At 63.8% G+C, this 12,917-nt stretch carries 14 protein-coding genes; 4 read left to right on the top strand and 10 right to left on the bottom strand.

Going from position 1 to position 12,917, the window contains the following annotated elements; genetic code table 11:
• Positions 1 to 53 precede the first annotated feature (53 nt).
• The 3 genes from AVO45_RS14360 to AVO45_RS14350 are packed head-to-tail and all read right to left on the bottom strand — an operon-like array spanning position 54 to position 2,109.
• Positions 54 to 581, bottom strand: coding sequence for a hypothetical protein (locus AVO45_RS14360; RefSeq protein WP_068348160.1), 528 nt, complete (start codon positions 579 to 581; stop codon positions 54 to 56).
• Positions 578 to 1,387 carry a hypothetical protein gene (locus AVO45_RS14355; RefSeq protein ID WP_068348158.1) on the bottom strand — a complete coding sequence of 270 codons (810 nt, stop codon included), beginning with the start codon at positions 1,385 to 1,387 and terminating at the stop codon, positions 578 to 580. Before AVO45_RS14355 ends, AVO45_RS14360 begins: the two co-directional genes overlap by 4 nt.
• On the bottom strand, positions 1,384 to 2,109 hold the full coding sequence (locus tag AVO45_RS14350; protein ID WP_068348156.1) for a 16S rRNA (uracil(1498)-N(3))-methyltransferase: 726 nt from the start codon (positions 2,107 to 2,109) through the stop codon (positions 1,384 to 1,386). Before AVO45_RS14350 ends, AVO45_RS14355 begins: the two co-directional genes overlap by 4 nt.
• A gap of 12 nt (positions 2,110 to 2,121) precedes the next feature.
• Here AVO45_RS14350 and ubiA point away from each other — a divergent pair, with 12 nt between their 5' ends.
• The 3 genes from ubiA to AVO45_RS14335 all read left to right on the top strand — a co-directional run bounded on the left by ubiA (position 2,122) and on the right by AVO45_RS14335 (position 5,399).
• Positions 2,122 to 3,084 (top strand): 4-hydroxybenzoate octaprenyltransferase, encoded by a 963-nt coding sequence (gene ubiA / locus AVO45_RS14345; protein WP_068348154.1) that lies wholly within the window; start codon positions 2,122 to 2,124, stop codon positions 3,082 to 3,084.
• Between the two features lie 64 nt (positions 3,085 to 3,148).
• The gene (locus AVO45_RS14340) at positions 3,149 to 5,077 is read left to right on the top strand and encodes an OmpA family protein (RefSeq protein ID WP_068348152.1); all 1,929 of its coding nucleotides are present in this window, start codon (positions 3,149 to 3,151) and stop codon (positions 5,075 to 5,077) included.
• A 1-nt stretch (position 5,078) separates the two neighbouring features.
• Positions 5,079 to 5,399, top strand: coding sequence for a hypothetical protein (locus tag AVO45_RS14335; protein ID WP_068348150.1), 321 nt, complete (start codon positions 5,079 to 5,081; stop codon positions 5,397 to 5,399).
• Positions 5,400 to 5,461: 62 nt separating this feature from the next.
• Here AVO45_RS14335 and AVO45_RS14330 read toward each other — a convergent pair whose 3' ends face one another.
• From AVO45_RS14330 to pgsA, 3 genes are read right to left on the bottom strand one after another with little or no spacing between them, the layout of a single operon-like run.
• Positions 5,462 to 5,905, bottom strand: a complete 444-nt coding sequence (locus tag AVO45_RS14330) for a molybdenum cofactor biosynthesis protein MoaE (protein WP_068348149.1) — start codon at positions 5,903 to 5,905, stop codon at positions 5,462 to 5,464.
• Between the two features lie 4 nt (positions 5,906 to 5,909).
• Positions 5,910 to 6,155: a molybdopterin converting factor subunit 1 gene (gene moaD / locus AVO45_RS14325; protein ID WP_068348147.1), complete on the bottom strand. Its 246-nt coding sequence runs from the start codon at positions 6,153 to 6,155 to the stop codon at positions 5,910 to 5,912.
• Between the two features lie 3 nt (positions 6,156 to 6,158).
• Entirely contained in the window at positions 6,159 to 6,827 is a 669-nt protein-coding gene (pgsA, locus tag AVO45_RS14320; RefSeq protein ID WP_068348145.1) for a CDP-diacylglycerol--glycerol-3-phosphate 3-phosphatidyltransferase, read from the bottom strand.
• Between the two features lie 206 nt (positions 6,828 to 7,033).
• On the opposite strand from pgsA, the gene AVO45_RS14315 reads away from it, so the two are divergent.
• The gene (locus tag AVO45_RS14315) at positions 7,034 to 7,936 is read left to right on the top strand and encodes a DMT family transporter (RefSeq protein WP_068348684.1); all 903 of its coding nucleotides are present in this window, start codon (positions 7,034 to 7,036) and stop codon (positions 7,934 to 7,936) included.
• Here AVO45_RS14315 and uvrC read toward each other — a convergent pair.
• The 4 genes from uvrC to AVO45_RS14295 form a co-directional block, all read right to left on the bottom strand.
• Entirely contained in the window at positions 7,921 to 9,795 is a 1,875-nt protein-coding gene (uvrC, locus tag AVO45_RS14310; RefSeq protein WP_068348143.1) for an excinuclease ABC subunit UvrC, read from the bottom strand. The genes AVO45_RS14315 and uvrC overlap by 16 nt on opposite strands.
• Positions 9,796 to 10,084: 289 nt before the next feature.
• Positions 10,085 to 10,864, bottom strand: a complete 780-nt coding sequence (locus tag AVO45_RS14305; protein WP_068348141.1) for an SDR family oxidoreductase — start codon at positions 10,862 to 10,864, stop codon at positions 10,085 to 10,087.
• A 23-nt stretch (positions 10,865 to 10,887) separates the two neighbouring features.
• Complete coding sequence (locus AVO45_RS14300) at positions 10,888 to 11,859, bottom strand: calcium/sodium antiporter (protein WP_068348139.1); 972 nt, start codon at positions 11,857 to 11,859, stop codon at positions 10,888 to 10,890.
• A gap of 168 nt (positions 11,860 to 12,027) precedes the next feature.
• Positions 12,028 to 12,825, bottom strand: coding sequence for a S49 family peptidase (locus AVO45_RS14295; RefSeq protein ID WP_068348137.1), 798 nt, complete (start codon positions 12,823 to 12,825; stop codon positions 12,028 to 12,030).
• Positions 12,826 to 12,917: the final 92 nt, after the last annotated feature.

The raw sequence follows: 12,917 nt of genomic DNA, 5'->3' as shown, positions 1-12,917 counted from the left end.
ATCCTGATGTGTCTTGTCGTAGAGGGCAGTCGTGGTCGGAAACGGCCCCGGTGTCAATGCAGCCTGGCCTGCGGCGGACGCATCGGGTGCTTTTCCCAGATCACGACCGGGTGAACGGAGGCGCCGTTCAGTTCGGCCAGCATCCGTTCGGTCCGCATGCCCGGCAGGGACGCGAACACGTCGAACAGGGCCTCGGCCCCTTCGGCGTTCACCGGGATGTGCAGAGTGGGTTGCCCCGGCTGCTCGAGAATCCAGTGCGCGGGCCGCGCCGTCGGATCCAGCGCCAGACGCTCGATTTCCCGCGCCGACACGACACCGCCGGTCAAGGGCCCGAGATAGGTGATCTGCCCCTCGTCCACGCTTACCACCCCCGGTCCGCCCGCGCCGGTGCGGAAACGGGCGCGTTGCACCCCGATGATCGCCAGAGCTAGCGCCGCGACAACCAGCACCCAGCCGATCCAGCCCAACAGCCCACCCGGCCCGCCGATCCAGCTGACCCCCAACACCGCGACACCTGCGGCCACCAGCACTTCGCGCCAGCGCCACAGGGCAAGCTTTACTTCGGGGCGGATGAAACTCATGGCTGCGGCCTTTCCTGAACGCCCTGATACGGGGCCTCGATGGCTTGGAACTCCATGTCAGAGAAATCGTGCAGCAACACGCGATCTTCAAGAGAGCCATCCGCCCCGAGCCGCGCCTGCCAGAGTCCGCCTCTTGCGGTCCACTGGACATGATCGCCATGGGTGTCGGCCCATTCCCAATCGGTCAGGTCGATGGTTTCCGCCCCGTTTGCGGCCGCCAATGCGAAGCGGGTCGAGATCAGGGACCTGTCCCTTTCACCGATCGCAAGGCGCATCCGCAGCGCCCAACCGCCGACAGCGGTCTTTTTCAACTCGGCCTCGTAGCGGTCTCCGGCCACATGCGCCCAACCCCGCCGCTGCATCTTCGCGGCATACAGGTTGCCGATGTAAAATCCATCGGTGGAATGCAGGTAGGCGTCGGTTGACGCAGGCCGCAATCCGTCAGGCAAGTTCGGCGGCGCCTCGGCCCCGTTCAGCCACAGCGCGCCCTCGTCGGTGAAAGCACCGCCGCCGTGCCAGCTGCTGGCCTGCGGCCAAAAGGCAAGCGCCCGCAACCACGGCGCCCGGGACACGGCGGTCCAGCACCGCCCGCCGCGACAGGCGAAATAGACCAGGTGCCGACCATCAGGCGACAGGTCGGTCCGGTATTCGTGGATGCGCCCGAGCAGCCACTGACCCAGCCGGAAAACGTTGGTCTGGCGGTCCCACAGTATACTGGCGACCTGCCCGCTTGGCCCCCGCCGCAGGATCACCGCCTTGTCGGGCGCCGTGGCGGTCACGACATGCAGGCGGGGCGGCGGTGTCACGCCCAGTCTCCCAGCGCCTGCTGCCAGACGGTCATCGCCGCCACCGCCGCCGTGTCGGCCCTGAGGATGCGCGGCCCGAGGCTGACCACATGTGCAAAGGGAAGGCCCGACAGGCGCGCGCGTTCACGGTCGGAAAACCCGCCCTCGGGGCCGATCAGGATGGCCCAGGGCCTGCCTTTTTCACCGGCCGCAAGGCGCAGCGCCGAACCGGCCTCGGCCTCGTCACAGAACATCAGTTGCCGGCCCTCGGGCCAGTCGGCAAGCAACCGGTCCAGCTTTTGCAGCTCGGTGACCTCGGGCACGAAGGTGCCGCCGCATTGCTCGGCCGCCTCGATGGCGTGGGCTTGCAGGCGGTCCTGCCGGATGCGTTCGGAGTTGGTGAAATCGGTCTGCACGGGAATGATCCGCGCGGCGCCCATCTCGGCCGCCTTCTCGACGATGAAATCGGTGCGCGCCTTCTTTATGGGCGCAAAGAGCAACCAGAGATCGGGGGGAAGCTGCAGGGGCCGCGTCTGTTCCTTGCAGGTCAGCAAGCCGCCCCTTTTCCCCGCCTCGGACACCTCGGCCAGCCATTCGCCGTCGCGCCCGTTGAACAGCGCCACCGGGGCGCCCACGGCCAAGCGCATCACGCCGAACAGGTAATGCGCCTGCTCGCGCGTCAAAGGAACCGATTGCCCCACCCCCAGAGGGTGATCTACATACAGCCTGATCTTAGCATTCATGAGAGCCTACATATGCAAGGCAACGCCCCAACACCAGATGGTCAGGTCTCGGACGCGGTCACCGGCAACTGGGTGGATACCCGCGCCCCGGCCTTTGCCCGCCCCTATCTGCGCCTCTCGCGCGCGGACAGGCCCATCGGCACCTGGCTGTTGCTGATTCCCTGCTGGTGGGGGCTGTCGCTGGCCATGCTCGACGGCGGTGACCCGCGGTGGCAGGATCTGTGGATCGCAATTGGCTGCGCCATCGGCGCCTTCCTGATGCGCGGCGCGGGATGCACCTGGAACGACATCACCGACCGCGATTTCGACGGCAGGGTCGAACGCACCCGGTCACGCCCGATCCCGTCCGGGCAGGTCACGGTCAAGCAGGCGGTGGCGTGGATGGTGCTGCAATGCCTGCTGGCGCTGGCGATCCTGCTGACCTTCAACCGGGCCGCCATTGCGCTTGGCGTGCTGTCCCTGCTGCCAGTCGCCATTTACCCCTTTGCCAAGCGGTTCACCTGGTGGCCGCAGGTGTTTCTGGGGCTCGCCTTCAACTGGGGCGCGCTGCTGGCCTGGACCGCGCATAGCGGTTCGCTGGGATGGCCGGCCATTTTCCTCTATGCCGCCGGCATTTCATGGACGCTGTTCTATGACACGATCTATGCCCATCAGGATACCGAGGACGATGCCCTGATCGGGGTGAAGTCGACTGCGCGGCTGTTCGGCACGGATACGGCGCGATGGCTGAAGTATTTCCTGGTCGGCACCGTCTCGCTGATGGGTATCGCCGTGATCGAGGCCGCGCTGCCAGATGCTTCGTTCCTGGCGCTGGCTCTGGGCATTGCCGGGCCTTGGGCAATGGGCTGGCACATGGCCTGGCAACTGCGTGGTCTGGACATCGAGGACAATGCAAAACTTCTGCAGCTGTTCCGCGCCAACCGGGACACCGGCCTAATTCCGCTGGTCTTCTTCTGCGCGGCCCTGCTGGCCTGATTGCACCCCGGACCGGAGGACTGTAAGACTGCCGGCCAAACGCTGAGTTGAGACAAGCCCACCAATGCGTCTTCCCTATCCAATCGCGGTTGTTGCAACCTTTGTTCTGGCGGTCGTTCTGTGCCTCTTCGGAGCAGGTTATGCCGTCACCTCTGTCGAAGACAGTTCCGAACGCGCCGTGAGGCGCGCCCTGAGCCTGCAAGGTTTCGAATGGGCAGAGGTCGAGGCCGACGGGCTGCGGGTCGTCCTGACGGGCATGGCGCCCGACGAGGCAACCCGCTTCAGTGCGATTACGGTCGCCGGGACCGAAGTCGACGCCTCTCGGGTCATCGACGAAATGGAGGTCGAGCCGACCGCGGATCTGGAGCCGCCCCGGTTTTCGGCGGAAATCCTGCGCAACGACAGCGGAATATCCATTATCGGCCTGATTCCCACCAACACGGATCGCGACGAACTGGTGCAGTCCCTCAAGAGCCTCGACCCAAGCGCACGGGTTGCCGATCTCATGGAGACCGCCGATTACCCGGCACCGTCGGGTTGGGACATTGCCATATCCTACGCGGTTCAGGCCCTGTCGCAGCTGCCGAGGGCCAAGGTTTCCGCCAGCGCCGGGCTGGTCAAGATAACGGCCATCGCCGACAGCCCCGAGGACAAGACGCGGCTTGAGCAGGAATTGACACGCGCGGCCCCGCCCAGCCTGCGCATTGGCCTGTCCATTTCGGCCCCCAGGCCGGTCATCACCCCGTTCACGCTGCGCTTCCTGATCGACGACAGCGGCAGTCGCTTCGACGCCTGTTCAGCCCAGGACGAAGCCGCCCGCGATCGCATCGTCGCCGCCGCCCGACGCGCCGGACTGACCGGCGCGGTGACATGCACGATCGGACTTGGCGTTCCATCGCCCAATTGGGCCAGGGCCGCGGAGTTGAGCATCGCCGCGCTGGCCGAACTTGGGCAAGGATCGGTCACGATTTCGGACGCGGACATCACTCTTGTCGCGCGGCAGGGAACCGACCACGCGCTTTTCGACCGGGTCGTCGGTGAACTGGAAAACAGCCTTCCCGAGGTGTTTGCATTGCACGCGGTTCTGCCGGAACCCGAAATGGCCCAGGCGGTCGGAACACCCGAGTTCACCGCCACCCTCAGCCCCGAGGGTTTGGTGCAGATGCGCGGCCGCGTCGGAGATGAAACCCTCCGAGAAATGGCCGACAGCTATGCCCGCGCGGCCTTCGGTTCCGATGCCGTCTACATGGCGACGCGGGTCGCACCGGACTTGCCGGCGGATTGGCCGGTCAGGGTTCTGGCAAGCCTCGAAGCACTGTCCTATCTGCATAACGGCGCCGCCACGGTCACCCCGGATGCGGTAATCCTGAGCGGGACCAGCCACCGCGAGGACGCCAAGGCCGAAATCGCGCGGGTGCTGTCGGCGCGGTTGGGCGATGCGAAGGATTTCACGCTGTTGGTCACCTACGAAGCCCCGCCCAAACCGGTGGATTCCAAGCCCGCCCCCGAAGAATGCGAGGCACGGATCGCGGAAGTGCAGGAACGCAACAAGATCACTTTCGAGCCCGGCTCGGCCACCGTTTCCGCGGGGTCTTTGGACGCGATCAACCAGATTGCCGATATCCTGCGCGAATGCGGCCAGATCCGGCTTGAGATTCAGGGGCACACGGACAGCCAGGGCCGCGAAGAGATGAACCAGAAACTCAGCCAGTCGCGGGCCCAGTCCATCCTGAACGAACTGCGCGCGCGCCGGGTTCTGACCTCGAGCTTCGCAGCCGTCGGATACGGAGAGACCCAGCCAATCGCCGACAACGACACCGAGGAAGGGCGCGAACAAAACCGCCGCATCGAATTCCGCCTGATCCGGCCGGAGCCCGTGGAGCCGGAGGAAACCGGGTTGGAAGCTCTGGAAAATACGGATGCAGCGGCCGGGCAGGACGGCGCAGCGAACCAAACAGGCAACGCGCCGGAATCAGACGCCGAGGATCAATGAAATGAACAGAACCGAATTCATCATCGCAACCGCCGTCATTCTGTTCGTCGCGTTTTGCATGGGCTGGTTCGCCAACTGGCTCGCCCATCGCCTTTCGCGGGTTCGCCAGAGCGATGTGGCCGATCTGGACCGGATGAGCCAGGAACTTCACGAAGCCGAGGAAAGCCGCGATCAGGCCATCACCTACATGCAACAGCGCGAGGCGGAACTGACCGCGCAGCTGACCCAGACCGAAGCCGAACTGGCCGCCGCGATGGACGGTCTGCGGGCCGCCCGGCAGGAGGCGGAAGAACTGCGGGCATTGGTGCATCGCACCGAGTAGCAGAAGCCGATACCGGAACGGGGATTGGCGCTGGAATTCGCGCCAATCCGGCCCGCCGCGTCTTACCAACGCCTGAGCGCGTCCTCGTCCTCGTCCTTGGATTCGACCCATTCGGCGCCATCCGAGGTGAATTCCTTTTTCCAGAACGGGGCGCGGGATTTCAGGTAATCCATCAGGTATTCGGCTGCCTCGAACGCGTCCTTGCGGTGGCGCGCCGCGGTGGCGACCATCATGATCTGCTCACCGGGGGCGAGGCGCCCGTAGCGGTGAATCACCAAAACGTCGCCCAGAGACCACCGGCTCTTTGCCTCTTCGGCGATCTTGGAAATCGCCTTTTCGGTCATGCCCGGATAGTGCTCGATCTCCATCACGTCCAGATCACCCTGCGCCACGTCGCGCACGATGCCGGTGAAGGTGACGACCGCACCGCAACCAGCGACACCGGCGGCAAAGGCATTCGCTTCGGCGCCCAAGTCAAACGAAGATTCCTGCACGGCGATCCGCATGGGCTCAGCCCCCGGTCATGGGCGGGAAAAAGGCAACTTCCCGCACCCCGGCCAGAGGTGCGTCGAAATCCGCAAGTTCCTGATCCAAGGCGACGCGCAGCGCCGACAGGTCAGCGAAGGCAGCCTCGTAGCGCGGCTCGCGCGCGCGCAGTTCCGCGACAAGATCAGAGACCGTGGCAGCCGAGGTTTCGACCCGCTCTTTCGGCAGGCCGATCCGCTCACGGACCCACGCAAAATAAAGCACATCCATCCTTTACGACTCCTTCAGATGGGGCATGGCCTTGCGTAGATAGTCGAAACCGGTGACCAATGTCAGCCCCGCAGCGATCCACAAAAGCCACAAGCCGACACGCCCCGCCCAGATCGTGGCCTCGAACTTGAGGCGCAGGCCGTGCGAATCCGCGACCTGGCCCTTGATGATCTGCTCGATGAGCGTGGGGTCCATGCCCATCGTCGTCATCGCCAGATAATGCTCGAAGATGCCCTGAGAGAACAGCACCGCAATGGCGATCATCTGTGTCGTCGTCTTCCACTTGGCCAGCTTGGTCACCTTGAGCGTACCGGCGGTATCGCCCAGATATTCGCGCAATCCCGACACAAAGACCTCTCGAAACAGGATCACGGTCGCCGGCAAGACCAGCCACGGCGTCCACTGCTGGCCCGAATAGCCGACCAATATCATCAGCGCGATCACCACCATCGCCTTGTCGGCGATCGGGTCCATCATCGCGCCCATCTTGGTTTCCTGCTTCCAGGCGCGCGCAAGATAGCCGTCGAACCAATCTGTGATCGCCGCCGAAACGAACAGCAGCAGCGCCAACCAATCGGCGTAGAGCCTGTTGAAATACAGAAACATGATAGCCAACCCCGGAGCCGCCAAAAGCCGCAGCAAGGTCAGGATATTGGGCAGGTTCCACTTCATGAAGCGGACCCTACATCGCCGGTTCCGGACAGAAAAGACGAGACGGCAAAAAACTGGCCGACGACAGCTGCCAGCCTGCTCCGGGACCTATCTCGGCAATCGCGGAATCCGACCCGGTTTCAACTTGGCACCGGAGCGAATTGCCTTCAGTTTGCGGGATGATTCCCGGCGGCCTGCCCGGGTTCCAGACCGGGGCAACGGATCGCATGCTTACGACACACATTCGAACAGATGCACGTTCCAGCCTGATCGGCAGCGCGTGGATGGTCGCGGCGATGGCCGGATTTGCCCTGGAAGATGCCTTGTTGAAGAGTGCGTCGGGCCTGATGCCGATCTGGCAGGTTCTGGTTCTGTTTGGTGCCGGGGGCGCTGTGGTTTTCTGCTGCGCCGCCCTGTTTCAGGGTGTTCCGCTGCTGCACCGCGACGTGTTCTCTAACCCCATGAAAGTCCGCGTGCTGTTCGAGGTTTTCGGGCGGCTGTTCTACGTTTTGGCCATCGCGTTTACGCCATTGTCCTCTGCAACGGTCATTCTGCAGGCGACACCACTGGTGGTCGTTGCGGGTGCCGCCGTGTTCTTTGGTGAAACCGTCGGGTGGCGGCGATGGGGCGCCATCGTGGTCGGCATGATCGGTGTGGTGATCATAATCCGGCCCACGGGCGACAGTTTCTCGGCCCTGTCAATTCTTGCGGTTCTGGGGATGCTGGGCTTTGCCGGTCGCGATCTGGCCAGCCGCGCCGCGCCGGCGACATTGGGAACGGCGGCGCTGGGGTTTCATGGTTTCCTGGCCATCATCGCGGCCGGTTTGCTCTTCCGATATTGGGAAGGCGCACCTGTGGCGCCGCTGACCGGCACCGGCGCCCTGCACCTGTCTGGGGCGGTGGTCATGGGGGCACTGGCCTATTCCTCGCTGATGAAGGCCATGCGGACCGGCGAGGTTTCCGCTGTGACCCCGTTTCGCTATACCCGCCTGTTGTTCGGGGTCGGCCTTGGGATGCTGATGTTCGGCGAACGCCCGGATCAGGCCATGCTGCTGGGTTGCGCCCTCATCGTCGCTTCAGGGTTTTACATCCTGTGGCGCGGGCGCCAGCGCCCTCAGCCCTTGTCGTGAAAGAAATCATAGACCTTCTGCGCCAGACCGGCCGAGATTCCGTCCACCGCCTTCAGATCCGCCAGATTGGCGCGGCTGACCGCCTTGGCGCTGCCGAAATGCGCCAGCAGGGCACGTTTGCGGGCCGCGCCCACGCCGGGAATTTCATCGAGCGGCGTTGCCCCCACCGCCTTGGCCCGCTTGGCGCGGTGGGTGCCGATGGCAAAGCGGTGCGCCTCATCCCGCAGGCGCTGAATGAAATACAGCACCGGGTCGTTGCGCTTGAGGGCAAAGGGGCGCTGGCCGATGCGGTGGAACTCTTCCTTGCCGTGATCGCGATCGACGCCCTTGGCGACGCCGACCATGGGGATATCCTCGACCCCGTGCGCCTGCATGATCTCATGCACCGCGCTGACCTGCCCCGCGCCTCCGTCGATCAGCAGCAGGTCGGGCCAAAGCCCCTTGTCGCGGTCGGGATCCTCTTTCAGCAGGCGGGTGAAGCGGCGGGTCAGCACCTCTTTCATCATGCCGAAATCATCGCCCGGCGTCAGGTCGTCGCCGCGGATGTTGAACTTGCGATAGGCGTTCTTCATGAACCCCTCGGGCCCGGCCACGATCATCGCGCCCACCGCGTTGGTGCCTTGGATGTGCGAGTTGTCGTAGACCTCGATCCTTTGCGGCGGCGCGTCCAGATCGAAGGCCTCGGCCAGGCCGCGCAGCAGCTTGGCCTGTGTCGCGCTTTCCGACATGCGGCGGGCCAGCGCCTCGCGCGCGTTGCGCAGTGCGCCCGAGACCAGCTCGAGCTTTTCGCCCCGCTGCGGCACCACGATCTCGACCTTGCGGCCCGCCTTTTCCGACAGGGCCTGCTGCATCAGGTCCGCGTTTTCGATCCCGTCCGAGAGGATCAGTTGGCGCGGAGGATCCTTGCTGTCGTAGAACTGGCCCAGAAAGGCCTCCATCGCCTCGGCCGGGGACACGTCGGGGCCGACCCTCGGATAGAAGTCGCGATTGCCCCAGTTCTGGTTGGCACGGATGAAGAATACCTGCACGCAGGCCTGCCCGCTATCCATGTGCAGGCCGATCACATCCGCCTCGGTCACGCCGCGCGGGTTGATGCCCTGCGCCGTCTGCACCTGCGTCAGGGCGCGGATCCGGTCACGCAGGGCGGCGGCGCGCTCGAACTCCATCGCGTCCGAGGCCTCTTGCATCTGCGCGGCCAGCTCCTCCTGGATTCGGGTCGAGCGTCCGGACAGGAACCGCTCGGCGTCGCGCACACTTTCGGCATAGTCGGCCTGCGAAATCATGCCCACGCACGGTCCCGAACAGCGCTTGATCTGATAGAGCAGGCAGGGCCGGGTACGGCTGTCGAACATCGAATCCGAGCAGTTGCGTAGCAGAAACGCCTTTTGCAGCTGGTTCAGCGTCCGATTGACCGCGCCCGCGCTGGCGAAGGGGCCGAAATAGGCGCCCTTTTCCTTTTTGGCGCCGCGGTGTTTCTTGATCTGCGGAAAAGGGTGATCCTTGGCGACGAGTATGTTGGGAAAGCTTTTGTCGTCACGCAGCAGGACGTTGTACTTGGGCTTGAGCTGCTTGATGAGGTTCTGTTCCAGCAGCAGCGCCTCGGTTTCGGTCCGGGTGGTCAGAAACATCATCGAGGCGGTTTCGCGGATCATCCGTTCGATCCGCGCGGAATGGCCGGGCCGCGTATAGTTGGACACCCGCGCCCTGAGGTTCCTCGCCTTTCCGACATAAAGCACACGGCTTTCCGCATCGAGCATGCGGTAAACGCCCGGCGAGCCGTCCAGCGTCTTGAGATACTGTCGGATGCAGGCATAGCCCGTCACTCTGGTGCCTGACGTGGAATTGCTTTGATGCGTCATCGCCCTGAAATATGATTCCCTGCGGGTGGCTGCAATCTTACGGCGACAAGATCAAGATGGAACAAATCCACGGCTTCTGTGGATAACTATGACGATAACTTTCTGACCGCCCGGAATTTCCCTTGTTTCGCTGGGCATTCCTTGATCTGCACAAAAAATGTGCACTATTGCAACCTATTGTTTTTTCGTCATATTTTTCGCACACCTGACAAGCCCATGAAATAAAAGGCATTTTTGTAACGCTTCTGTAACGGAAACGAGAGCGGTGCAAAACTTGCACCGAAAATCCTTATTCTACGCCCAGAACATCAGGTGTACGCCATCCCAGGTGCTGGCCTCCATCCACGCACAGCATCTGCCCCGTGACGGTATGCGCATCGAGGAAATAGCCCAGGGCAGCGGTGATGTCCGACGGGTCCGCGCCCCGTTCGAGGATGGTGCTCGCGCGTTGCGCGGCGAAATGCGATTCGCTCTGGCGGTATCCCTGCAAGGTCGGGCCCGGCCCGATGGCATTGACCCGTATCGCCGGAGCAAGCGCCTGCGCGCTGGTGCGGGTCAGGGTCCAGAGCCCCATCTTGGCGATCGTGTAGGACATGAACTCGGGCGTCAGCTTGCGTACGCGCATGTCCACCATGTTGACGATCAGACCGGTGGCGACCGGCTCTGCGTTCTCGTTCATGTCCGGCCGCAGCCCCTGCCCGGCCATCGCCTGCGTCAGCACGAAGGGCGCGCGCAGGTTGCTGTCCATATGCCTGTCCCAGCTCTGCCGCGTCGCCGTGCGGATGTTGTCGTATTCAAAGATCGAGGCGTTGTTGATCAGGCAGGTGATCGGCCCGCCCAGCGCCTCGGCCGCCCGGGCCAGCAGGCCCTGCGTCTGCTCCTCATCCAGCAGATCCGCCTGCAAAGCGATCGCATTGCGCCCCTTGCCACGGATGGCCTCGGCGGTTTCCTGGGCGGCTTGTTCCGAAGTGGCGAAGTGAACCACCACGTCATATCCGCGGTCGGCAAGATAGAGGGCCATGGCGCGGCCCAGCCGGATACCGGCACCGGTCACGAGAGCTCGGGTCATTCAGGTCTCCTCGGGCAGAGGCGTCAGGTCAGCACGACAATCACATAGATGCCGTAGAGCACGGTCAAGGCAACCCCCCACAGGCGGTTGATGTCCTGCTTGAAGAACACGAAGGGAATCAGCAGCAGCGAAGCCGCCAGCATCACCCACAGGTCGAAATCGAGAAACTCGGGGGCGACCTCGATCCGCCCGAACAGCGTGGCGACGCCGATGATGGCCAGCAGGTTGAACATGTTCGACCCGATGACATTGCCCAGCGCCACGTCGGCCTGCCGTCTGAGGGCGGCCATGACGGTGGTGGCCAATTCGGGCAGCGACGTGCCCACGGCAACCAGCGTCAGGCCGATCACCGTCTCGCTCACCCCGTAGGTCCGTGCGATGATCGAGGCGTTGTCGACCAGCAGGCTTGCTCCCATCGGCAGCCCGACCAGGCCCAGGACAAGATAGATGCCGATCTTCCAGTAGGGCATGTCGGGGTCGGCCTCTTCCAGCGCGTCCAACATGTCCAGATCATCGCCCCCCGCACATGGCGAACCGTTGGCCTTGCGGTGGTCATTTGCCTGGCGGAAGGCATTCAGCAGCACCAGCGCCAGAGCAGATAGCAGGATCAGCCCGCTGACGGCCGTGAACACCCCGCAAAACGCCAAGGCGATGAACAGCACCGAGGCGATCAGCATGAAAACATAGTTGCGGCGCGAGCTGCATTCGCTGGTGTGAAGGGTCGCCAGCATCGCGGGCACGCCCAGAACCAGAAGGATGTTGGCCGTGTTCGATCCGACGACGTTGCCCAGCGCGATGCCGGGGGAGTCTTGAAGCACCGCCTTGATGGATATCAGAAGTTCCGGCGCCGAGGTTCCGAAGGCCACGATGGTCAGGCTGACGATCAGGGCCGGCACCCCGAGTCGCAGGCTGAGATTCACCGCGCCACGCACCAACGCGTCCCCCGCCAAAAGCAGGATCATCAGCCCCAGACCGGAAAGCAGCCAAGCCATCATCCGCGCCCCCCCTTCTCGCAGGGGCATGGTCCCTTGCCGATCTTGAAACGACCGCAACGCGGGCATTTCGCCGACTCCAGCCGCCGCTGACCCGGAAAGCGCAGCTTGCCGAACATCGCCAACACTGCCATTCCGATCAGGAAAAATGTGACTGCCTTAATGATCACGTCAGAGCCCGAAACGCGCGTAGGCCGCGCGCTCCTCTATGCCTGCAAGCGCGTCCTGGGCCAATTGCGCTCCGAACCGCGTCCAGAACGGCCGGCGCACCCCGTAGCGGCGGAACTTGACCTTGTCGCCGAAACGTTCCTGCATCTTGGGTTTCAGGTGGCCGATACCGTCGATCAGCCCCAGCTCCTTTGCCTTGCCCGCCAGCCAGATTTCGCCAGTGAACAGGTCTGCGCTGGTGTCCAGTTTTTCCCCGCGCCGCGCCTTGACGTGGTTGATGAAGCTCTCGTGGATGCCGCCGAGAATGACCTTGAGACGCTCCACGTCCTCTTCCTTTTCAGGGGAAAAGGGATCGAGCATCGACTTGGACTTGCCAGCCGTGTGAACACGCCGCTCGAGACCTTGCCGCGCCAGAAAGACATGCGCCCCGAATGAGGCCGAGATCACGCCGATCGAGCCGAGAACAGAGCTGTCGTCGGCCCAGATCTCGTCCGCGGCCGCCGCGAGCCAGTAACCGCCCGACGCCGCCACATCCTCGACGAAAGCGTAAACCGGCACGTCCAGTTCATCCGCCAGCCGGCGAATCCGTCCGCCGATCATCGAACTTTGCACCGGCGAGCCCCCCGGCGAGTTGATCTCGAGCGCGACGGCAGCGGGCTTGCCCTTGCGGAACGCCTTTTCCAGAACTGGCGCCAGGGTGTTGTCGTTCAGCGATGCACGTCCGACCATACCGATGGTGCCGGACAAACGCACCACGGCCACGACAGGGGACTTTTTCAGGAAAGGCAGGCGAAGTTTCATGGGTGCCGATGTAGAGTGCCGACTTGCGGTAAACAAGACGCCAACCGCAACTGAGACGCCGCGTGGACCCGATTGTGACAGTTGACGGGTAA

This window comes from Ruegeria marisrubri (genome assembly GCF_001507595.1).
Taxonomy (GTDB): Bacteria; Pseudomonadota; Alphaproteobacteria; order Rhodobacterales; family Rhodobacteraceae; genus Ruegeria; species Ruegeria marisrubri.
This window is presented reverse-complemented; position numbering and strand designations above follow the sequence as displayed.